The organism is Thermodesulfobacteriota bacterium (genome assembly GCA_034189135.1).
Taxonomy (GTDB): domain Bacteria; phylum Desulfobacterota; class Desulfobacteria; order Desulfobacterales; family JAUWMJ01; genus JAUWMJ01.
This window is the reverse complement of the sequence record JAXHVO010000032.1, coordinates 22,478-45,333: the sequence shown is the minus strand read 5'-3', so window position 1 is coordinate 45,333 and position 22,856 is coordinate 22,478. Positions and strand designations below refer to the sequence as shown.

Here is a 22,856-nt window from a genome sequence, read left to right as displayed (position 1 = left end):
TATCTCCTCGTTACGAATTTAATATAGCCAGTTTTGCCAGCGCATTCACCACACTGGCAGCAACATTGGAACCGCCTTTTCTTCCCTTATTTGTAATATACGGATAATCAATTTCAACAAGTGCGGCTTTAGATTTCGCAGCATTTACAAACCCCACTGGAAGTCCGATAATCAGAGCAGGTTTTGCTTTTTTATCTTTTACCAACTCTATAAGCCGCAAAAGGGCTGTGGGAGCATTCCCTATTACGTAAATACCGTCTTCCATATCGGATATTGCCGCATCAACTGCTGCTTTTGCTTTGGTAACCCCGGTTTTTGATGCAATCCGGCCAACTTCGGGATCAGACATAAAACATTTTACTTCCGTGCCGAAGCTTTCAAGATCGCTTTTTCTGATTCCCACTCTTGCCATGTTGGTATCAGTGACGATCTTTTTTCCATTTCGTAAGGCATTTATTCCACATGATATGGCATCTGGATGAAAACGAACAGACCTGATATATTCAAAATCGGCTGTAGTATGGATCACCCGTCGCACGACAGACCACTTTTCGGAAGGAAAGTTATGCCTGCCTGCTTCTTCGTCTATTATCTTAAAACTTAAGGTTTCAATTTCATCGGGTTTCATAGATGGATTCTCTTTTGTAATTTCGACAGAATTCAACAAAACATGCAGCCGCCTCCGGGCGGCTGCCAAAATGAAGATGTATATAACTGCCGAGTGTTCTGTTGACTATGTAGCCTTCATCTGTTTTATTTATTCCTGCTCTTGCTGAAACGTCATAAACCGTTTCTGCTTTGTTTCTATCTCCGTTTTTATCTTCGTTTTTATCTTTTGGCACTTTTATTTCCGAATAGTGAAATTCATGTCCTCTAATGGTCTCACCACGTTTTCCCGTCAGCGTATCTCTGACCAGCTTTATCTCTCTATAACCAAGTGATTTCAACCGTGTAAACATTTGTGTTGCAAAATCAAAACAGCCGATCATCGGATATGTATTCCCTTTTGTGTCCCGGATTTCTCTGCAAAGATACATAAACCCGCCACACTCTCCGTAAACAGGCATACCTCTTTTGCTGCTTTCCTTTATTTGTCTTCGCATCTTCACATTATCTGAAAGTTGCTTTGCGAAAAGCTCAGGATAGCCCCCTCCCAGATAAATCCCGTCAAGATTTTCCGGAAGGCTCTTGTCATCCATGGGTGAAAATTCGACAAGCTGCGAACCATTTTTTTCCAGCATGTCTAGGTTGTCCTGATAATAAAAGCAAAAGGCATTGTCCCTGGCAAGTCCGATCCTTACATCCGCTCTAATTGTAAAATCTGCATCTTCAGACTTTTCTTGGGTACTTTTAACTTCCGGGAGTAAATCAAGAAGTGTTTTTATGTCGATATTTTTTTCAATATGATCTGCAAGCCTGTCTTTATACTTATCTGATAATGGATGTTCCTGAGATGTAACCAGACCAAGATGCCTTTCCGGCATTGTAATATCTTTGCTATAGGGAATGCCACCCATGCATAGCATTTTGACATTGTCTTTAAGGGCTTCTTTTAAATATTCAAAGTGCCTTTTACTTCCGATATTATTAAAAATAACACCTGCAAAAGTTAGATCTTTATCAAACCGTTCAAACCCCTGGACAAGTGCTGCTGCACTGCGAGCCATACTCTTTGCATTAACCACCAGTATAACCGGAAGCCCGAGCCATTTTGCCATTTGAGCAGTTGAGCCTGCTTCACTTCTACCATCATACCCATCAAAAAGTCCCATCACGCCTTCTGCTACAGCAACATCCGCTTTCCTTGCATTTTTTCTGAAGCATTTAAGGTTGTAATCTTTCGGCAGCATCCAGCCATCTAAATTTCTGCTGACAGCACCTGTTATTCTTGAATGATGCCCGGGATCTATAAAATCCGGGCCAACTTTAAAAGGTGCAACATTAAGCCTGTGTCTCTTTAAAGCTGCCATGAGCCCAAGAGAGATGGTTGTCTTTCCGCATCCACTCTGAGTTCCGGCTATTACGAATCCTTTAATAATAATCTCCTTATTTTTATAACTTTTGTTTCCCAAATAGGACACGGAGAAACACGGATTACACAGATATATTATTTTTATCTGCTATGGAAAATCCCAACATTATGAAAATCCGTGTTAATCTGTGCAAATCTGTGTCCTAATTCTCAATAAAGATTTCCGGATAAAGAATTTTGCCGATTTCCTGTATTCCTTTAAGAAGCCTTAAAGTAGGTCGCGATACTATCATTTCATCAATAATATATACCTGGTCTTCTCTTACCGCCTTGATTAACCTGAATCCTGTTTCGTTTTTAATAAGAGATATTGTTGGGCAGTTCATGGCTCCATTTTGTGCAAGATAGACATCTATTTCAGCAGCATGGGAGAGGATTCGTTCTTTGCCATAAGCTGCGATATTTGTTTTCCTTATCGGTTTTGCGTCTATTGCGATATTTATCCCCCCTGCTGTTTCAAGGGCAAATATTGCCATTGAGTCAGGGGAAAAGGTTTTCATTCTCTTGTGTATGGCTTCAAAATATGCCTTTTTTTTAAAAGTCAGATCTCTTGTTCTGGATTTAATAAAAGATACCCTTTTTTTAAAATGCCGGGTCATATCTGATGCTTCATTCTGTTTTCCTGTAAGAATGCCAAGTATCTTCCAGTAGTTGAACATTTCATCTACTGTAGCAGGCTGTAATGATATGACTTTAATTTTACTCTTTTCCAGCCTTGCCATCAACTGTGGATAACCGCGGTCGATCATGGGTCGTATTAAAACAAGATCGGGGCAAGCTGCTAAAAACTTTTCAGGATCATCATGATATGAAAAGACCGGCTTTGTCTTTGCTTTTTCAGGAAAAGCCTCGTTTCGCGATACACCGATAATTTCTTTTTCAAGGCCTAATGCAAACAGGTTTTCAGTATGAGCGCCGTAAAGAGAAATAATCCTTTTAAACGGTTTTTCAACACTAATACTCCTGCCTGCCTGATCGATTATTCTGCTTTTATTTACTACACAAAAGTTCGAAGCCAATGCACTGATAGCTACAAGATGGCATAATGCTTCAATGGCTACCAGAGAAAAAAAGGTCTTAACTATTTTTAATACCTGATTTTTCATCTCTTAAAAACAACCTGCTTTGAATTTGAATACGGCTCAAAATAGATTTTTGTCTCCACCTTAAAAACAGATCGTATTGTATCAGGAGTTAATATTTTATCTGTTTGGCCATGAGTTTCAATACGCCCCTGCCTGATGAATATCAAGTCATCGCAGTAAATTGCAGCAAGATTAATATTCTGCATCACTGCAATTACCGTCTTTCTTTCTTTTCTAACACTTTGTTTTGCAATGTTAAGCAAACTTATTGTATAATTGATGTCAAGGTTTGAAGTTGCTTCATCCAGAACTAAAATCGGTGTATCCTGGGCAAGCGCTCTGGCAAAAATGACTCTCTGTCTCTCCCCCCCGCTAAGCTCCGTAATAAAACGATTTTTAAAATCATAAATTTTGGTCTTTTCCATTATCTCCTTTACAGTTTTAAAATCTTTTAAAGATGGAGCGGAGAAACGGGGAATATGCGGATAGCGGCCCATCATGACTATTTCTTCTACTGTAAATGGAAAATTTATATAGAAATTTTGCGGAACTAAAGAGATCTCTTTTGACAATTCTTTCTTTGAATACGAAGCAAGTTTCTTTCCTTTATATTTAATGCTTCCTGATACAGGTTGACTGTGTTTAGTAAGAAGATCGATAAAAGTGGTTTTTCCGCAACCGTTCGGACCTATGATTCCGTAAAATTTACCTGAATCAAGGTTTATGGAAATTTTGTCTATGACCTTTTTTTCTTTATAAAAATATTCTAGTTTTTCAACTTCAAAAGCCATTTATTCACCTGACCTTGCAGTCTGTCTTTTCCTGAAAATATAACAGAAAAACGGGCCACCGATCAGAGCTGTCAATACACCTATGGGAATCTCGCCTGGAAGAATAGCCCTGGTGAATGTATCGGCGGACAATAAGAGTATTGCACCTGACAACATCGAGACTGGAATAAGCTTGCGATTATCAGGACCTGTTAGAAATCTCACCATGTGGGGGACAAGAAGTCCAACAAATCCGATAATACCGGATACTGAAACACAAATAGCTGTTACCATGGATGCGGTAACAAGAAGAATTAGAGTCACCCTTTTTGTATGCACCCCAAGGGAAGAAGCTGTTCGACTTCCAAGGGAAATAAGATTGAGATCCCGGGCAAAAAATATAATAATCAAAAATCCGCCGCACAAAAATAACAATGTCATTATTACATCCGCCCATGTCTTTGAAACAAAACTTCCCATAAGCCAAAAGATGATTATTGAAACCTGTTCATCCGCCACGTATTTTAAGAAACTTATTCCTGCTGATAAAATGGCTGCTACTATTATACCGGAAAGGATCAGGTTGTTTGAAGAAAAACCACCTCTTGCAGATGAGAGATACACAACGAAAAACAGGGTGCCTATTGCACCGATGAAAGCAAAGGCCGGCACGGAACAGGCTCCAAGAAAAATATTATCAAAAAGGACAATATTAAAGAAAAATGCCAGACAGGCTCCGAAGGCGGCTCCGGCAGATACTCCCAGTGTGTATGGATCAGCCAGTGGATTTAATAAAATTCCCTGGAAAGCAGCGCCAGCTACTGCCAGTCCTGCCCCCACTATTGCAGCTGTCAGTATTCGCGGCAAACGCACCTCTATCACAACCACAGAAAGAATTTCATCCATTTCTTTAAGAAGGCCGGTTTGTCCTGATATTTTAGCAAAAATAATTTTTGCCACGTCAAGAAATGATAAATGAATATATCCCATACCGGTGGATATCACGATTATCAGGCACAACGCTGCGCTCAACAATAATACCTGGATTCTGGTTGCCTTTTGAAGCCTTTTTTTTAAGCCGGATGATTTTTTCTGTACTTTAATGGCCATCTTTTATTGAAGCAGTTAAAGAAAGCCGGCAGTTGTTAGAAATAACTGCCGGCTCCTGCTTTAGTGTCATTTTTTTGTTAAAATATCAACATGTAATACAAGTGTTTAAAAATGTGCCAATACTGTCTTTAAATGCGCAACCCATATATCAATGATTTCATCGTATTCAGCCGTTCCTTTAAGAATGGGTACACATTTTATACCTGCCTTGGTAAGGATGACCTTCCATGAATCGTCTTCATCTCCTGCCATGTCATTTCGGGCATGATCACCCGCCACCGACATAAAAGGCATGAGATAGGCTTTTTTGATTTTCTTTTTAAGAAGCATAGCTCTAATATCATCTATAGTTGGCGCACCTTCAACAGTACCCATAAAGATATTCGGGTCTTTCTGCTGGAAATGGTACATCATGGCAGCATAAAAAGCATTGCCCGGGTGGTGAGTACCATGGCCCATGAGGACAACTGCATCTTTCTTTTTCCTGTTTTTTGGGATATTTTTTATAACTACTTCCGTTACTTTTGCAAGATCATCTTCTTTTCCCAGAAGTGGGTAGCCCACGAGAATACGCTCAAATCCTCCTGCCATCTGTCCAAACGCATGGGCGCTCTGTACGAGCCCGTGGTACTCTTCACCGGCAATGGTATGCAATGACTGGATTGCCACATGTGTAAATCCTTCATCCATCATCTTTGCCAGGGCCATCTCCGTAGAATCGAGGTTCTTGCCTTCTTTTGCCAGTTTATGGCGTATAATATGTGAAGTGTATGCCCATCTTACAGGCACGCCCGGGAAAGCCTTTTTTACCCTTTTGTCAATGTTTTTAAAAGAAACCTGTGCCTCAGGCATGCTTGAACCAAATGCAACCAGTAAAATCCCTTTTTTCATGGGTTGCTTGTGCCCGTAGCCTCCGGCCAACGTTACAGTACAAAAAGCAATAACAAGCACAAAAACAAAAATTGAAATAGTTGTGTTTTTTTTCATTAGATGTTTTCTCCTTTCTTCAAGATATGCTTAATATAATATTTCCTTTTATCTTTCCGTTGCCATCTTTAGTTAAAACTCTATAGCCAGTTGAGCGGTCACCACATCGATTTCATCATCATTTTTAAATTCACCGTGGAGATACTCAAGACCCAGTGAGGTATTTTCAAACAGACCGTATGTAATTGCACCACCGTATCGCTTTTCCGGCAGAAAATCACCACCGTCGTCACTTGCCTCATAACGCACAGCAACTTCAAGATCATCGATAACACTAACCGCCAGTTCCGCATACCAGGTGGATGGCTTGAATTTCCGTCCGCCGTCAAAAGACAACTCTCCGGCTGCAAACTCATCAGCGGCTGTCAGGTATTCGGCGTTAAGGAAAAACCTGTCTAAAGCGGAAATCGAAATAAACGCACTATACCCGGCCACATAGTCTCTAATAGTCACCGGTCCGGATTCGATATCTTCCTGCAAAGAATCACTATCACCAATATTTGATATGTATGAACCTCCGGCTGATAATACAAAACCGGATACAGTGTTTTCCGGAAGGGTAAATACGGCGCCGGCCACATAACTTTCTATTTTATTATCCTCTCCGATTTCATCAATATCTCCGTTGAAAACACCGGCGGAAATATCCAACCAGTCGGTTGCAAAACCGGCAACCACAGCACTTTCCCTTGTTTCGCCCAGTTCCAGTGTGATTGGTTCGCTGATCATATGGCTTTCAAAATTTCCGAATGGCACATACATCTGCCCTGCGTTCAGGTACAGAGGCACCACATCCTCACCCTTAATTGAGATAATGGCTTCATCCACCTCCAGGTCGGTATCATCTTCTTCATATAAAAACAGAAGGTGTCCGGAAACGTGCTTTACAATTTCAGCATCGATGCCGGCTTCAACAGTTGCGATGACAATATCACTGGAATCCTCGTCTTTAGTAGCAGGGTCATTATAATCGATCTTTTCAAAACCTGCTTCGACCTCGATAGCACCGCTTAAAGTAACATTTTCAAACCATCTTTCTCCATCCTCATCACATACAGCCGGCCCGGAAACCACAAAAACTGCGATAATCAGCGATAAGGTAACAACAAATAATCTTTTCATAACTTATTTCCTCCATAATCTTTTTAATCTCAGATATTAATTTTAGAGTTTCTCTCGGTAAACATATTAAGTTATCTATAATACCAAAAAAACTCACAAGACACCTGTCTATTATCACCTTAATCACTCACACAATTGAATCTCACGACCAGTAAGCCTTATATCTGAGCCATTGACAATTTCAGCAATCATACAGACGATGCGCTTCATGCCTTTTGCCGTCAGCGACCACCATGCATCCATGATATCGAAATGACCCGATCTGGAAGAGACTATCTCTACTTTATCTGCCTCAATCTTTAAGTTCTTAACCTCTTCCTTCACATTAAAATCCTTATCATTTTCTTTTCCAATAACGTATACAATTGCCCCGGTTTTCATTTAATTTCACCCCCTTTCCACATCATTGTTAATGTTTTGCAGCCCGGGAGCAAAAAAAAATCCCCGGACCGATATTTAATCGATCCGGGGATTTCCCTTTTTTATCCTCAAGATCATCTGGCTACCCTCAGTCCGCGAAGGCTACGCCATGAGACCTTTGCAAAATGGTAATTTTCAAAGGTCTCACTATCCAGCTCAGGCAGGTCTTCTGACTCTCCCTCCTTTTTAGCGGCCTTCCCACCCTGTACTCAGGCATCTGAGTGTCGGACAGTGGCATAAAAATACTAAAAAGTTCCCTTTTGATTTAAATAAAAGGCCAGGGTTACAGCGGCGGGCCCGTCCCCGATTTTCACGGGGTTCCCTGTTAGGCTCAAAAACCATTGAATATTTTTCAAAGTTTTTTAAACGAGCACCTGAACAATATCTGATTTTCTAAACAAAAGAGATTTGAAAGTCAATAAGAAATTAATCCGGTATGACTCTGCATTCTTTTCAATACACAAATAGACTTGACAATAAAGTCCATCTGTATCATTCAAGAAAAATAATTGCTCGGCTTTATGGTACATTCAAATAATGAATAGGGAAACCGGTTAGACTCCGGTACGGACCCGCCGCTGTAACGGGGACGAAATCTGCAAAAACCACTGTCCGGTGCACGAACCTCTTTGTATAGGGTGGGAAGGGGCAGAAAGTAGAACGATCCGTAAGTCAGAAGACCTGCCATAAAGTTCACGGTTTACTTAAAAAAGTATTTTCGTTTTAAATGGTTTTTTGAGTAAACTCTGGTGTTGGGGAGATGGTAAATCCTCAAGCGTCAAACGCTTGAGGATTTTTTTTTGATTAAACACCGAGTAATCGGAAGATTAATTGAGTGGAGGAAAAAACAATGGGAACAGGAAGGATAAATTTAGAAGAAATAATAGAAGGTATTAGACCGGTAGATGAAAAATGGATGGAGAAAGCCAACGAGAGAACATCTCAACTGGTAATGCCCACCCGCGCGCTTGGAAGGCTTCACGACATTTCAGAACAAATATGTGGTATTTGTAAAACGTTAAAACCATCCATAAACCACAAAGCGTTTTTAGTTATGGCAGCAGACCACGGTGTGGTGGAAGAAGGTGTCAGCGCATATCCTCAGGAAGTCACCGGCGAAATGATCAAAACATTCTTAAATGGCGGCGCCGGTATTAATGTCCTCGCAGCCCAGGTTCATGCACATGTTTTTGTGGTGGATATGGGCATCATTGCAGATCTTGACCCTGTTTCTTTAAATGGAAAAGATCGCCTTTTTATTCATAAAATAGCCCGGGGTACGTCCAACCTGTCTCGAGGACCGGCCATGACACGAGAAAAAGCAGAACAAGCGATACTGACTGGGTTTCGCCTCGCCACCGACCTTTTCAATAAAGGATTAGATATACTTGGCACAGGTGATATGGGAATCGGAAACACGACGCCTTCTGCAGCCATCGGAACAGTATTCACTAAAACCGCCCTTGAAGAAATGGTTGGACGGGGAACAGGGGTCAATGACGAGGGTTTGCTAAAAAAACAGACCGCCATTCAAAAAGGAATTGAGGTAAACCGTCCCGATAGCAATGATGCTCTTGACGTCCTAACAAAACTGGGAGGATTTGAGATCGGTGGAATTGCCGGATGTATTCTGGCCGGGGCATATCATCAGCGTCCTGTGGTCATTGATGGATTTATTTCCACAGCCGGAGCGCTGGTTGCTCACGCACTTTGTCCGGTGGTGACAGATTATATTTTTGCCGGACACTGCTCTGAAGAAACCGGCCACCGCGCCATGCTGAATTATTTGGGTCTTAAACCTATTCTCGATCTTGGCATGCGTCTGGGAGAAGGCAGCGGCGGAGCGCTGGCAATGGGAATTATCGAAGGGGCACTCAAGATTTTTACCGATATGCTTACCTTTGATCAGGCCGGCGTCTCCCACAAGTCATGATGTTTTTGCAGTTTAATCTTGACCCTATTCATAATGTTATTTATTTTAAAAAAAAGAACATGTGAACGATTTGAATAGATAAGCAGTTTAACAAATAGCCACATTGCTACAATGACTGGTTGCAAATACTATGAGTAATACTGAAATAAACAAACCCCACGGTGGTTCTCTGGTAAATCTGCTTGTGGATGAAAAACGCCAAACCATGCTAAAAGATGTGGCTTTTAATCTGTCGGACATTACTCTTGATGACCGTCAGCTTTGTAACCTTGAGCTACTGACCACCGGCGCTTTTTCGCCACTAAACGGTTTTATGACAAGGGCGGATTATGAATCTGTTTTAGATCGTATGCGTCTGCAAAACGGCGTCCTTTGGCCCATTCCCATTTGCCTCGACATATCAGAAACCAAAGCAAAATCCATTGAAGCAGGCCAGTCGGTTACGCTAAGAGATGCGGAAGGATTTCTTTTGGCTATTATGGAGATTGAAGAAATCTGGCCTGTTGAGGTGGAAAAAGAAGCCAGGCAGATTTTTGGCACATCAGATCGGCTTCATCCGGGAGTGCAACAACTTTATAAAAAATCGGGCAACTTTTATATCGGTGGCACCCTTGATGTTTTAAGTCTGCCGCTTCATTTCGACTTTAAACAACTTCGTCTCACACCCCTGGAAATCAGAAATATCTATCAAAGGATGGGATGGAAACGTGTGGTCGGATTTCAGACGTCACAACCTGTTCATCGACCCCAGTACGAACTGACCCTTAAAGCCATGCAACAGGCCAAGGCAAACCTTCTCCTGTTACCGATTGCCGGTATGACTAAACCCGGAGATTTTGATCATTATACCCGCGTCAGATGCTACCGTGAAGTCACCCGTCACTATCCACCTGATTCTTTTATATTAAATCTCCTGCCTGTGACCATGCGAATGGCAGGTCCAAGGGAAGCACTATGGCAAGCGATCATTGCCAAAAACTATGGATGCACTCATTTTATTGTGGGCCATGACCATGCAGGCCCCGGTCGGAATAAAAACGGAAAGCCTTTCTATAAAAGCAGTGATTCCAAGAAGCTTACGAAAGCATATTCAACAGAAATCGATATAGAGATTATTTCATTTAATGAAATGGTCTATCTGCCTTTTGAAGACGAATACCGCTTTGCTGATCAAGTACCCCAAGGGTCTAAAACCGTATCCCTGACCGGTTCAGATATCCGGGAAAGGATTTTAACGGGCAGGGAGATCCCGAAATGGGCGACCTTTTCGGAAGTGGTCGACGAACTGCGAAAAGCCCACCCGCTGCCGCATAAACAGGGATTTACCGTTTTCCTAACCGGTCTTTCCGGTGCAGGCAAGTCCACCATTGCCAAGGTTTTATATTCCCGTTTTCTTGAAATCGGAGATCGACCGGTTTCACTTCTTGATGGTGATATTGTGCGCCGAAACCTGTCGAGTAATTTAAAATTTACCAAAGAAGACAGAGATATCAATGTTCGCCGTATCGGTTTTGTGGCCAGTGAGATCACCAAAAACCGCGGCATCGCCATATGTGCCCCTATTGCGCCTTACGAATCGACCCGCTCAGAAATACGGTCAACCATAGAGTGCTATGGCGGTTTTATTGAAGTACATGTTTCAACTCCAATCGAAATTTGTGAAAAAAGAGACAGAAAAGGTATGTATGCAAAAGCCAGGGCAGGACTGATTAAAGGATTCACCGGTGTGGACGACCCATATGAGATACCGACATCGCCGGAACTCAGCATCAATACAATCGACATTACCCCCAATGAAGCGGCACAGGAAATTTTGCTATTTCTCGGACAAAAAGGGTTTATTTGACAGTAACTGGTTCACGGTACAAGGGTCCACCGTTGGGAGACAGGCGTATATGTCATATCCACTCCAAATCGGTTCGACCATGAACCTTGTGAGCCCTTGAACCTTGGACGGCTAAATATATTAAGGAATTTATATTTTGAAGCTAAAATTAGAAAAAGTGAGGGATCGTATAAACAAAGCCGCTGTTTCATCGGGAAGGAATCCCGAGACTGTTCGTCTGGTTGCGGTTAGTAAAACCATACCCACAAAAACAGTTGAGGAAGCCATTCAGGCCGGTGCGGACATTCTGGGTGAAAACTATATCCAGGAAGCCAGAGCCAAATTCAACGATCTCTCCTCGTATCCGGTGTCCTGGCATTTTATCGGCCATCTGCAGACAAATAAGGCAAAATATGCGGTTAGAATTTTTGATTTGATCCACTCGGTGGATTCATTAAAACTGGCCATGGAACTTGATAAGCAGGCAAAAAAGACCGGAAAAATCCAGCACATCCTGATCCAGGTAAACCTGGCTGATGAATCTTCAAAATCGGGCGTTTCGATTAACCATACATTGAACCTGGTAAAACAAATCAGCGTTTTAAAAAACTTGGCCATAAAAGGACTGATGACCATGCCCCCTTTTTTCAACGCACCTGAAAAAGTCAGGCCTTTTTTTAAACAACTGCGCAGCCTGCGGGATCAAATCAGCAAAGAGACCATCCACAACGTTGCCATGGACGAACTCTCTATGGGCATGACCGGCGACTTTGAGGTTGCCATACAAGAAGGGTCAACCCTTGTGCGAATCGGAACTGCGATTTTCGGTGAACGAAAATGAAAATTCTGCTTCATATCTGTTGTGCCCCCTGCTCCATATACCCCGTCAAATTTCTGCGTAAGCAAGGCCTGGATGTCATGGGCTTTTTTTACAAACATAATATCCACCCATACACAGAGTGTTTAAAGCGGCAGCAAGCTGTGGAATCTTATGCGCCAAAAATAAATCTTCGCGTGATATACCAGGAAGGATACGACCTGGAGGGTTTTATCCAGAATGTGGTGTTCAGGGAGTCAGATCGATGTACGTACTGTTATCATGATCGCCTTCGTTCTACCGCTATGGTGGCAAAGCACGGCAAGTTTGATTATTTTACCAGCACTCTTTTATACAGCAAATTCCAGAAACATGACCTTATCAAATCGATGGGCGAGTCCATCGGCCGCAATGTCGGAGTTAAGTTTTATTACCAGGATTTTAGAACCGGCTGGAAAAGCGGAATCGAAGAGTCTAAAACCATCGGACTATATCGTCAGCAGTATTGCGGATGTATTTACAGTGAAAAAGAAAGATACTTCAAATAATGTTTGCCAATTTTATTTATTTCATTATTGTACTTCTCATTTACAGCACTTATCAGCCTCCGGAGCAGACCAACTTCGACCCTTGGGAAACTTTATTTTTATTTTTTTGCCTTATTTTTTTATTTGCCGCCTTTACCCGTTTCCAGTTTCATAAGCTGGAAAAACAGATTTATCAAAAAGGCTTTTCCGTGGTGGCCTATAGATTTGATGGTATCATCACCCGCCACTGCGTGATTGCCATCCTGCTTTTTGGTATCAACATATATGGCCTTAATCTTCCCTCCTTTCTAATAGCAATCCCTGTTTTTTCAACATTGCCGACAGTGACGGCGCTTTTTTTTCTGGGTATCTTTATTTTCTATCTTTCCATTGTATGGGCGTTGGCCCATAAATCATACCGGATGATTTATAAAACCGAAAATTCATGGCAGTCATACGTATGGTCAAACATTTCCTTTTCAATTCCCGTGCTCCTGCCATGGCTTTTCTTATCCGGAATATTGGATCTTATCAATTTATTACCATTTGAATCCTTAAAACAGCTTCTGGCTACCACCGAGGGGCAGGTGGGCTATTTTCTGATTTTTCTTCTTATCATTGCCATAATCGGACCGGCCATTATCCAAAAATTCTGGAGATGCAAACCCTTGGAAAGCGGATACAATCGCAGCCGTATCGAACTTTTGTGCAAAAAAGCCGGTTTAAAATATGCCGATATTTTATATTGGCCAGCATTCGGCAGCAGGATGATCACCGCAGGGGTGATGGGACTGATAAAAAAATTTCGTTACATTCTCATTACCGGTCCCCTCATTCGCTTTCTCGATCCAGATGAGATTGATGCAGTGGTTGCCCATGAAATCGGACATATAAAAAGAAAGCACCTCATTTTCTATCTTGTTTTTTTTTCAGGCTACATGCTTTTATCCTATTCAACTTATGACCTGATTATCTATTTGATTCTTTTCACCGAACCTGTGCTTAAATTTACCACCGCCATGGGTTTAAATTGGACCACAGTCATTTCAACCCTATTCAGTATCACCGAAATCAGTATGTTTCTAATCTATTTCCGCTATGTATTTGGATATTTCATGCGTAATTTCGAACGCCAGGCTGATTGTTATGTGTATACCTTGTTTGATACTGCAAAACCTTTAATTTCAACCTTTAATAAGATTATTGCAACCAGCGGCCAGTCTCCTGACAGACCCAACTGGCACCATTTCAGTATCAAAGAACGGATAGATTATCTTAACCGGTGCGAAGCAGATAAAAATTATATTTTCCGGCATGACAGAAAGATACAAAAAAGCATGGGAATTTATTTTGCAGCCATTATATTGGTGGGAGCTATCGGCTACAGTCTAAATTTTGGTGCAGCCGGAAAAGAACTCAGCAATCATGTGATTGAAAAAATCATATTCAGAGAACTGGATAAATCACCGGATGATCCGATTCTTTACCAGACCCTGGGTGATATTTATTATAATGCCAAAAATTACCACGGAGTCCAGCAGGCATACGAAAAATCGCTCATCCTTAATCCGGACAATCCCCATGTTTTAAATAACCTTGCTTGGCTGTATGCCACCTGTGACGATCTGAGTTATCGTAACTCTACAAGAGCCTTAAAACTTTCCCAAAAAGCCGTCGCCTTGCTTAACGCACCGCATACTTTAGATACACTGGCCGAAAGTTATTTTGTTAACGGAAAGTATGAAAAAGCCATAGCCACGGAACTTCGCGCCCTCGAACAGGTCAAAACCAACCGTTCCCATTATAAAAACCAACTGGATAAGTTCAGAAAGGCAACGAATACAATTGAATAGTTGATCGGTTAAGTCATGACCATCGACCAAGTCGGTGGTCACGACTGGAGGCCAAACATTGGTAAGTATTAAGTTTGACGTTTTTGTATAAGAAAATTACTAAAAATATATCATATTTATAATGAGCATCAAATCGCTCAACCAGTTACAAACAGCGTATTAATTTTTTAAATGATTGCTTTTAATGAAAATATTGTTTACTGAAGAGGCAATTGCTTGAGTGGATTGCTATTTAGTGTCCATTTAGAAATGGTAGATTTTGGTTCAAGACAAGGCCGCAGCACTTTTGTAACCGAAGTCGTAGTGCGGCTACGTCGAGGATTGCAAAAGTGTGAGAACGCAGTATTGGGCCAAAAGATGCCATTTCTAAATGGACACTATTTAATGCAAACCCGCCTAACCTGTAACAGATCACTGTGTCCTGCAAATATTTTTTCAATTCCGTCCTGTTTAAGGGTGGTCATTTCGTCCAGTATGGCCTGGTTCCTTATTTTTTCCATTTTTGCTTTTTCCTGAATCAATTTTTTCATTTCATCAGTGCCCATCAACAGTTCGTGCAACGCCATTCGCCCGGAATAACCCGTGTTATTGCAGGCATCACATCCATCCGGTTTGTACAGGGTCAATTTTTCCGAGAAAGGAATCTTTACATTTTTGGCAAACTCTTTCGGTCCGTATTCACGAACCAGCTCATTGTATTCCTCTTTAACCGGACTGTAGGGCTTCTTGCATTTCTTGCATAAGGTACGAACCAATCGCTGAGCCAGAATACATAAAACGGCATCGGAAAAGTTAAACGGATCCATCCCCATGTCTAAAAGTCTGGTGATACTCTCCGGCGCACTGTTTGTGTGCAGTGTTGAAAAAACAAGGTGCCCGGTTAAGGAAGCTTCAATACCGATAGAGGTCGTCTCCTTGTCACGCATCTCTCCCACCATGATTACATCCGGATCTGCTCTTAGAAAAGCCCGCATGGCAGCGGCAAAATCAAACCCTATCTTTGGCTTTACCTGCACCTGCCTGAGCCCTCTTTGCGTAATTTCAACCGGATCCTCAGCGGTCCAGATTTTTGTATCGGATTTATTGATGTATCCCAGCGCTGAATGCAGCGTGGTTGTTTTTCCTGAGCCTGTGGGGCCGCACACAAATATGATACCGTAAGGCTGAGTAATCACACTAATAAAATTTTTATAATTCCTTTGGGAAAACCCCATTTTATCAAGGGAAAGTGGCTCCCCGGCTGATAGAATTCTCATCACCACATCCTCAAGCCCACCCTGAGTCGGAACGGTTGCCACCCTTAGTTCAATATCTTTGCCGCCAAATTTTTTAAATTTTATCTTACCGTCCTGAGGTTTTCGACGCTCTGCAATATCGAGGTCGGACATTATTTTAAGGCGTGATATAATTGCATTCCTGTAGTTAAAGGGAATGGTCTGGTAAACCATGCAACTTCCGTCAATTCTGATGCGAACTTCAGTTTTTTGCTTTCCTGAATAGGGTTCGATATGGATATCGGAAGCACCGCGTTCATACGCATCCAGAATGATTTTGTTTACAATTTGCACCACCGCGCTGTCCTGATCATCAACGCCGGACTCCGCTTCTTCTATTTCCGCTTCTTCTTCCTCCAATTGCGACATGATATCCTCAATCCCAGCCACTTGTTTCTCATCTTGAGTAAACAGCTTGATGAAATCAAGCACATCCTGTTTTAATGCCACCTGAAAACTCAGTTTTTTACCGGGAAAGAGACTTTTTATTTCACCCACCCGTTGAAGGTCCTGTGGATCATCAATAATAATGACTATTTTTTCATCTTCAAAACGTAGCGGAACCCAGGTGTTATTTCGCATAAAAGGCACTTTCAAACCGGTTAGAAGCTCACCGGGAATCACAGTTGTTTTATTATACTCAACAAAAGGAACGTTATAAAATTTGCTTAATGATTTCCCGATTTCTTTTTTCGGAATTTTCAAATCCTTTATGAGTACCGATTCAACCGGTTGTTTTCTGACCCTGGCGTCTTCGATTGCTCGGCTCAGCTCTTTTTCGGTCAAAATATGGTTTTCAAGCAGATAGTCGAATTTGCCTGATTTAATTTTAGCGATCCGTTTTTGGTTAAAAAGTGCGATACCGAGAATTTTTGCCACTTCCCCCACAGAACCCTCTTCAATTTTAGTAAATAAATCTCCTCCTTTTCGGTTAATCAGTTGGATGACACCAAGCATATACTTTTTAAACAAAATAGGAACGGCAAGTACCTGTTTGGTGGTAAAACCCGTTTTTTTATCCCAGCTGTTATCAAATTTTAAATCCGGATCAATGGCGGCAAGCTCTTTAATGTCATAAACATTTTTAATATTTATAATTTTTTGCTTTATGGCACAACATCCCGCGATACTACTGGAGGCTGCAGGAATGCGAATCTCTTCCACTTCGGATCCTGATTTAAACCTGGAAAAAAGCTCTCTTTTTTTTCCATCAACCACAAAAACAGTCATTCTTTCAGCCTTAAAAAGCGAGATTATTTCTTGTTTCAAATTTATCAGAATCTCATCTAAATCTGTGGCTGCGTATATTTTATTGCAAATATCCTGCAGCTTTGTTCTATAGGCAACCTCGGTTTTAAGATTCTGTACACTGGTTTTCGCGAAATTCGATTTGGGAGAATTTTTAAACATAGCACCACCGCCTTGTTTTTTGTTTTCACATCGGGTGAACAGCTGAAAAATCTTCGCGGTAAAAGGACCACTTTGGTCTAATTATCTTTTCTTTTTATTGACCCATAATTATCATAAATTTTTTTCAAACCACCGATGATAAGAAGCACACCTATAAGATAAAAACAAAAATAAATAAATGGCATGATTTGAGAATATTGCTTTATCTTCTCTATTTTTGGCATGACCTGGGGGATTCGGAAAAAGACACCCGTTCCAGCCAAAACCAGTAAAATTCCCCATATAATTTGGGTAATATTTTTATTCATATTTTCCGTTAGTTGCTTAAGCTTCCTTTAAATTCCGCCTTTCTTTTTTCCAGAAAAGCACTGGTTCCCTCTTTGGCATCCGCACTGGCAAAACAAAGGGCAAATGCATCAATCTCAACGCGACATCCGGTCGCCAGGTCAGAATTCATACCGATGTTAACCGCATGTTTGGCACCTCTAAGAGACACTTTACCTCTTGAAGCAATCGTGTTGGCTGTTTTTAAAACCTCATCCATGAGAGATTCAGGGGGGCAAACCTTGTTGGCCAATCCGATTCTATATGCTTCATCTGCTTTAATCATTTTCCCGGTAAATATCATTTCTTTGGCCATGTTTTTCCCGATTAACCTTGGCAGTCTCTGGGTGCCGCCAAAACCGGGTATAATTCCGAGGGTAATCTCCGGCAGTCCGAACATGGCATTCTCTGAAGCATAGATAAAATCGCATGCAAGGGCCACCTCACTTCCGCCTCCAAGCGCAAATCCGTTCACAGCCGCTATTACCGGTATTGCCAGTTCCTGAAGCCTGTCAATTATTTGATGACCCTTTTGTGAAAAAATTTTTGCCTCAAGCGTGTTATAGGTTGAAAGTTCGCTGATGTCCGCACCTGCCACAAAAGCTTTTTCACCAGCACCGGTAAGGATCAATACCCTTATATCCTCATTTTGCGAAATATCATCCAGGGCCAGAGAGAATTCTCCGAGCAGTTCATTGTTTAACGCATTGAGCGCTTTCGGCCGGTTAAAAGTAATGGTTGCAATTCCCTCGTCTGTGCTAAAGATTATGTTTTCGTATGCCATGTTTACCCTCCATAATTAATAACCTGTGGTTGATATATAAATGCTCCGGTTGTTTTTAATCAGGTTGATTTTAAACTCCTCGGACCTCACCGACTTCCCGTGATCCCCAAACCTTTGAACTGCAAACCCGAGTCGCCATGATTTTTTATCCTCCTCGATTCATCCGGGTTCCTGTTGGAATAAAAGCGGTTGGATTGGTTTCCTTAATATATTTTTTTATTCCAGCGACAATTCCCTCGCATAGTCGTTCCTGATATCTTGGATTGATTAATCTTTGGCACTCCCTTTTATTACTGATAAAGGAAGTTTCAATCAGGACTGCAGGCATTTGTGCACCGATTAGAACATAGAAGGGCGCCTGTTTAACCCCTTTGTTTTTAACCCTGCGGTAACCTCTCTTCTTTAAATTCTTATAGATCGATTCCTGGATATATGTAGCCAGGCGACTCGATTCATTAATTTTGGAATTTTGCAAAAGATCGCTCAGTATGACATCAAGATCAGATATATTGTTTGTGGAAGTCGCATTTTCCCTCGCAGCAACCAGAATAGATTCTTTATCTCCTGCCGGGCTTAGAAAAAAGGTTTGAATCCCGTGTACCCTTTGATCCCGGTTTGCATTGGTGTGGATGGATATAAAAAGATCCGCATTTTTGGTGTTGGCAATGGCTGTACGTTCTTCCAGCGTCAGAAATTTATCTTTATTGCGAGTCATCACCACCTCGCATTTAATTTCCTTTCGTATCTTTCTGGCAAGTTTCCGTCCGATTTTAAGTACCACTTCTTTTTCATGGACGCCCTTTATTCGTCCCGGAGCGCCATAATCACGCCCCCCGTGTCCCGGGTCGATTATGATCCGTTTAACTCCTAACGAAAGTTGTTTTACCAGAGACTCTGAAACCGCTTTTGGATCTTTTATTTTATTTTTTACTTTTAAACCATTGGTTTTTTTAGGCTTGGTTGAATCTCCCCACATATCCATTATGATTCTGAACGGGTCCTTTAAGGAAAAAACTTTATAGGTCTTAAAGGTTTTTATATCCACCACCACCCGGACTGAATTTTTGGTGTACTGACCGGCTCGTGCCCCACTGAGCAAATCGTCATCGATCGGTATAATCTTTTTGATGTTTTCTCCTAAAAGACAGTTTTGCAGATCTACGTATAAGCGTTGGGGTTTTTTTATAGAAGGATCTTTTTTAAGCAGGTGAGGAATATATGTGGTTTCCTTATCCGTATCGATCACCACCCGTGTGTAGTTTGGATTTGACCAGAATCGGAGTCCGGTTACCACCACCCTTTTCCTGAGTGGCTTTTTATGGGGTTTTACTCCGGCACTTTTGGTTTTTGCTTTTGACGTCGTTTTCTTTTTCTTTGAATAGCTGATTTGGCCGGCAGTCAATTTCTTGATTAAAATATCGGCTTTATTGCTGTAGGCACTTTTAGGGTGGCGTTTTTTTATCCTTTCAAAATTGTCAATGGCCTCTTTTTTATCCGACCTTTTATATGAGCGCCGGTAAAGCTCCATATAAAGATTTCCGCTCATATACAGGCCGGCCGCCGCCCATCTTCCCGACGGGTCTTTGCGGTAAACTGCCTGAAATTTTTTGATGCATGCCAGCCAGTTTTCTCTGTATTTTTGCTTTATGGCGCTTTTTTTTAGTTTTCGATAGCACGCTTCTGCGGTAAAATATTGATCCTTTGCCGTCTGGGCAAACGTTGGTGACGGCCAAGCAATCGCCATAAGACCAAAAATAAGTAAGATCGGTATAATGCTTAGTTTAAGGGTATTCATACGATAGTTTTGTTTTAACCAATCCGTTTGTTGTGTAATTATGGAGATACGTGGTCTTTCCAGTTACAAGTTGCCCGTGACGGATTGCAAATGTTAAAGCTGAACTCCTTGCTGGAAAACTTCCCCGCATCCCAGCCTATGGATCTCCCGGCTTTTTTCACTGGGTGATGTTGTTCGCTTTTTTTTTCAGTTCATCAAGGTAATTCAGTGCATCCAGCGGTGTCATTTTGGATATGTCCAGATTGGTTAAATTTTCTATGATTAACCGTTCGGGTTTGCGAAAAAGTTTAAGTTGCACATGTCCGTTGTTAGGATCATCCTTATTTCTATCCAAAACAATTGTATCATTTAAGCTGAATTCACCATTTTCAATTTTAGTCAAAATTTTTTTTGCCCGTATTAACACATCGTCCGGAATGCCGGCAAGTCGTGCAACCTGTATACCATAGCTTCTATTGGTGCCGCCTTCAACCAGTTTTCTTAAAAAAATAATTTCATCGTTCCATTCTCTTACCGCAATATTGAAATTCTTCACCCGGGGTTTTTTCAATGCCAGTTCGGTCAATTCATGGTAATGGGTGGCGAATAATGTCTTAACCCCCTTTTTATTTAAATCGTGCAGGTATTCTGCAACCGCCCATGCAATAGACAGTCCGTCAAATGTGCTTGTTCCTCTTCCTATCTCGTCTAAAATAACCAGGCTCTGTTCGGTGGCATGGTGCAAAATATTTGCCGTTTCCTGCATTTCAACCATGAAAGTACTCTGGCCCTGAGACAGATTGTCGAGAGCACCCACACGAGTAAATATCCTGTCTGTGATATTAATTGAAGCTGTTTTTGCCGGGACAAAAGAGCCCACTTGCGCCATAAGAACCAGAATGGCCACCTGTCTTAAAACCGTGGACTTCCCCGCCATGTTCGGACCGGTTATAATCAGTATCTGGTTTTCATCGTTGTCCAACTTGATTGTATTTGGCACAAACCGTTCACCGGTGATCAGCTTTTCCACCACAGGATGACGCCCTTCTTTAATAATGATCTTTCCGTCTACATTCATTTTGGGCCTGCAGTAATTGTTTTGGTCGGCAATTTCAGCGAGATTGAGTATGCAGTCCAATCCGGCTAAAAAACCCGCCACAAGCTGAATAGTTGAATTATGCTTGGCCACCTCTTTTCTTATCTCACTAAATATTTCATATTCAAGTTCTGCCCGTCTTACTTCAGCGCCAAACACACTGGATTCAAATTTTTTCAGTTCATCGGTAATATACCGCTCAGCGTTCACCAAGGTTTGTTTGCGGACATAATTTTGCGGTACATTTTTCGAACGCGCTTTGGGAACTTCAATATAATAGCCAAATACCTTGTTATACCTTACCTTTAACGTATTTATTCCTGTCGATTCTCTTTCTTTAACCTCGAGCTGTGCAATATAGTTCTTACCGTTTCGACTGACGCTGACCAGCTCGTCAAGTTCCGGGTTGTATCCGGTTTTGATGATTCCCCCCTCATTGATGACCGGTGGTGCATCTTCTCTGATTGATTTTTCAATCAATTCAGATAGATCAATAAGTTTATCTAAATTTTCACTACAAACAAAATAATCGGATTTAAACCCCGAAAGAAATGACCATATGTCAGGCAACTTTTTTAGCGAACGTTTTAACGCCACCAGATCTTTTGCATTGGAATGCCCCATGGAAATCTTGCTTCCGAGACGTTCCAGATCGTAAACTGATTTCAAGGATTCTCTGATACTTCTTCGGATATGAAGGGTATTTTTTGCCTCCTGAACCGCATCCAGTCTCAACTCGATCTTTTTCAGGTCAACCAGCGGATATCGCAACCATCTTTTTAACAGTCTGCCGCCCATGGACGTTACCGTATGGTCCATTATTTCAAGAAGCGTCCCCTTCCCTGATCCCGTCTGAATATTCTTTATGATCTCTAAGTTTTGAAAGCTTTGCTCATCAAGCCACAAATAATGACTTAATGTATAGGTTTCAATCCTCGAGATATGTTCGGTCTTTTGTTTTTGGGTTTTTTGGATGTAATAAATAACTGCGCCTGCGGCACTGATCCCTGCGGTAAGATTTTCACAACCGAACCCTTTCAGGGAGACCGTATGAAACTGGTTCAGGAGTCTTTCGCGGCTTCTGTTATGCTCGAAAGCGATTTTTTCAAGAAAGGTGACCGATTTCTCCGCAAAAGTATCTATAATGCCAGCAAACAGGGGATCTTTTTGGCAAAATTCGGGCAAAAGAATTTCATTGGGCGATATCCTTAAAGCCTCATCAACCACTGCCGGCAAATCCTTTGATTCCGAGACACGAAAGGCGCCGGTTGATAAATCCAAACAGGAAAATCCTGCAATATCACCCTCCTGGGAGATAGCGAGAATATAATTATTGGTTTTTTCATCCAAAAATTCATTCTCAATGATCATTCCCGGGGTGATCACCCGCACCACATCTCTTTTTACCAGGCCCTTTGCCGTGGCAGGATCCTCAACCTGATCACATATGGCCACCTTATTGCCATGATCGAGCAGCCGTGCAATATAGCCCTGCACGGCTTTATGCGGTACACCGCACATGGGAATGGGAAATTCATCTTTTTTATTTCTTGATGTTAAGGTGATTTCAAGCTGCCTGGACGCTATTTCAGCATCCTCAAAAAACATTTCATAAAAATCACCCATCCGGTAAAGCAGTATCGTGTCCGCATACTCCTCCTTTATAGAGAGGTACTGTTTTATCATGGGGGTAATTTTAAGCGAACTCATTAA

The 22,856-nt window shown here is 41.6% G+C and carries 18 protein-coding genes and 2 riboswitches; of the genes, 5 read left to right on the top strand and 13 right to left on the bottom strand.

Annotation, left to right across the window (positions count from 1 at the left end; all coding sequences use genetic code 11):
- Window positions 1–10 precede the first annotated feature (10 nt).
- The 8 genes from SWH54_04840 to SWH54_04805 all read right to left on the bottom strand — a co-directional run bounded on the left by SWH54_04840 (window position 11) and on the right by SWH54_04805 (window position 7,487).
- Entirely contained in the window at window positions 11–628 is a 618-nt protein-coding gene (locus SWH54_04840; protein MDY6790579.1) for a precorrin-8X methylmutase, read from the bottom strand.
- Entirely contained in the window at window positions 615–2,081 is a 1,467-nt protein-coding gene (locus SWH54_04835; GenBank protein MDY6790578.1) for a cobyrinate a,c-diamide synthase, read from the bottom strand. Before SWH54_04835 ends, SWH54_04840 begins: the two co-directional genes overlap by 14 nt.
- Before the next feature lie 94 nt (window positions 2,082–2,175).
- On the bottom strand, window positions 2,176–3,138 hold the full coding sequence (locus SWH54_04830; GenBank protein MDY6790577.1) for an ABC transporter substrate-binding protein: 963 nt from the start codon (window positions 3,136–3,138) through the stop codon (window positions 2,176–2,178).
- Entirely contained in the window at window positions 3,135–3,908 is a 774-nt protein-coding gene (locus SWH54_04825; protein ID MDY6790576.1) for an ABC transporter ATP-binding protein, read from the bottom strand. Before SWH54_04825 ends, SWH54_04830 begins: the two co-directional genes overlap by 4 nt.
- A complete protein-coding gene (locus tag SWH54_04820) occupies window positions 3,909–4,997 on the bottom strand; it encodes an iron ABC transporter permease (GenBank protein ID MDY6790575.1) in 1,089 nt (362 codons plus the stop codon).
- A 105-nt stretch (window positions 4,998–5,102) separates the two neighbouring features.
- Window positions 5,103–5,984, bottom strand: a complete 882-nt coding sequence (locus tag SWH54_04815; protein MDY6790574.1) for a sirohydrochlorin cobaltochelatase — start codon at window positions 5,982–5,984, stop codon at window positions 5,103–5,105.
- Window positions 5,985–6,056: 72 nt separating this feature from the next.
- On the bottom strand, window positions 6,057–7,106 hold the full coding sequence (locus SWH54_04810) for an LbtU family siderophore porin (GenBank protein MDY6790573.1): 1,050 nt from the start codon (window positions 7,104–7,106) through the stop codon (window positions 6,057–6,059).
- A gap of 123 nt (window positions 7,107–7,229) precedes the next feature.
- Window positions 7,230–7,487, bottom strand: coding sequence for a hypothetical protein (locus SWH54_04805; GenBank protein ID MDY6790572.1), 258 nt, complete (start codon window positions 7,485–7,487; stop codon window positions 7,230–7,232).
- Window positions 7,488–7,667: 180 nt separating this feature from the next.
- Window positions 7,668–7,919, bottom strand: a riboswitch (cobalamin riboswitch).
- A gap of 112 nt (window positions 7,920–8,031) precedes the next feature.
- Window positions 8,032–8,230: riboswitch (cobalamin riboswitch) on the top strand.
- A 131-nt stretch (window positions 8,231–8,361) separates the two neighbouring features.
- Between SWH54_04805 and cobT the strand changes: the two genes are divergently transcribed.
- From cobT to SWH54_04780, 5 genes are all read left to right on the top strand, one after another.
- On the top strand, window positions 8,362–9,459 hold the full coding sequence (gene cobT / locus SWH54_04800) for a nicotinate-nucleotide--dimethylbenzimidazole phosphoribosyltransferase (GenBank protein ID MDY6790571.1): 1,098 nt from the start codon (window positions 8,362–8,364) through the stop codon (window positions 9,457–9,459).
- A gap of 130 nt (window positions 9,460–9,589) precedes the next feature.
- On the top strand, window positions 9,590–11,305 hold the full coding sequence (locus SWH54_04795; protein ID MDY6790570.1) for a bifunctional sulfate adenylyltransferase/adenylylsulfate kinase: 1,716 nt from the start codon (window positions 9,590–9,592) through the stop codon (window positions 11,303–11,305).
- Window positions 11,306–11,441: 136 nt separating this feature from the next.
- On the top strand, window positions 11,442–12,125 hold the full coding sequence (locus SWH54_04790; GenBank protein MDY6790569.1) for a YggS family pyridoxal phosphate-dependent enzyme: 684 nt from the start codon (window positions 11,442–11,444) through the stop codon (window positions 12,123–12,125).
- Window positions 12,122–12,649 carry an epoxyqueuosine reductase QueH gene (locus tag SWH54_04785; protein ID MDY6790568.1) on the top strand — a complete coding sequence of 176 codons (528 nt, stop codon included), beginning with the start codon at window positions 12,122–12,124 and terminating at the stop codon, window positions 12,647–12,649. Before SWH54_04790 ends, SWH54_04785 begins: the two co-directional genes overlap by 4 nt.
- Window positions 12,649–14,481: a M48 family metalloprotease gene (locus SWH54_04780; protein MDY6790567.1), complete on the top strand. Its 1,833-nt coding sequence runs from the start codon at window positions 12,649–12,651 to the stop codon at window positions 14,479–14,481. The genes SWH54_04785 and SWH54_04780 overlap by 1 nt, the downstream gene beginning before the upstream one ends.
- A gap of 377 nt (window positions 14,482–14,858) precedes the next feature.
- Here the strand turns inward: SWH54_04780 and SWH54_04775 are convergent, their stop codons facing one another.
- The 5 genes from SWH54_04775 to mutS form a co-directional block, all read right to left on the bottom strand.
- The gene (locus SWH54_04775) at window positions 14,859–17,165 is read right to left on the bottom strand and encodes a GspE/PulE family protein (protein MDY6790566.1); all 2,307 of its coding nucleotides are present in this window, start codon (window positions 17,163–17,165) and stop codon (window positions 14,859–14,861) included.
- 77 nt (window positions 17,166–17,242) lie between these two features.
- On the bottom strand, window positions 17,243–17,473 hold the full coding sequence (locus SWH54_04770; GenBank protein MDY6790565.1) for a hypothetical protein: 231 nt from the start codon (window positions 17,471–17,473) through the stop codon (window positions 17,243–17,245).
- Window positions 17,474–17,481: 8 nt separating this feature from the next.
- Complete coding sequence (locus SWH54_04765; GenBank protein MDY6790564.1) at window positions 17,482–18,273, bottom strand: enoyl-CoA hydratase-related protein; 792 nt, start codon at window positions 18,271–18,273, stop codon at window positions 17,482–17,484.
- A 145-nt stretch (window positions 18,274–18,418) separates the two neighbouring features.
- The gene (locus SWH54_04760) at window positions 18,419–20,068 is read right to left on the bottom strand and encodes an N-acetylmuramoyl-L-alanine amidase (protein ID MDY6790563.1); all 1,650 of its coding nucleotides are present in this window, start codon (window positions 20,066–20,068) and stop codon (window positions 18,419–18,421) included.
- Between the two features lie 157 nt (window positions 20,069–20,225).
- Window positions 20,226–22,853 carry a DNA mismatch repair protein MutS gene (gene mutS / locus SWH54_04755; GenBank protein ID MDY6790562.1) on the bottom strand — a complete coding sequence of 876 codons (2,628 nt, stop codon included), beginning with the start codon at window positions 22,851–22,853 and terminating at the stop codon, window positions 20,226–20,228.
- Window positions 22,854–22,856: the final 3 nt, after the last annotated feature.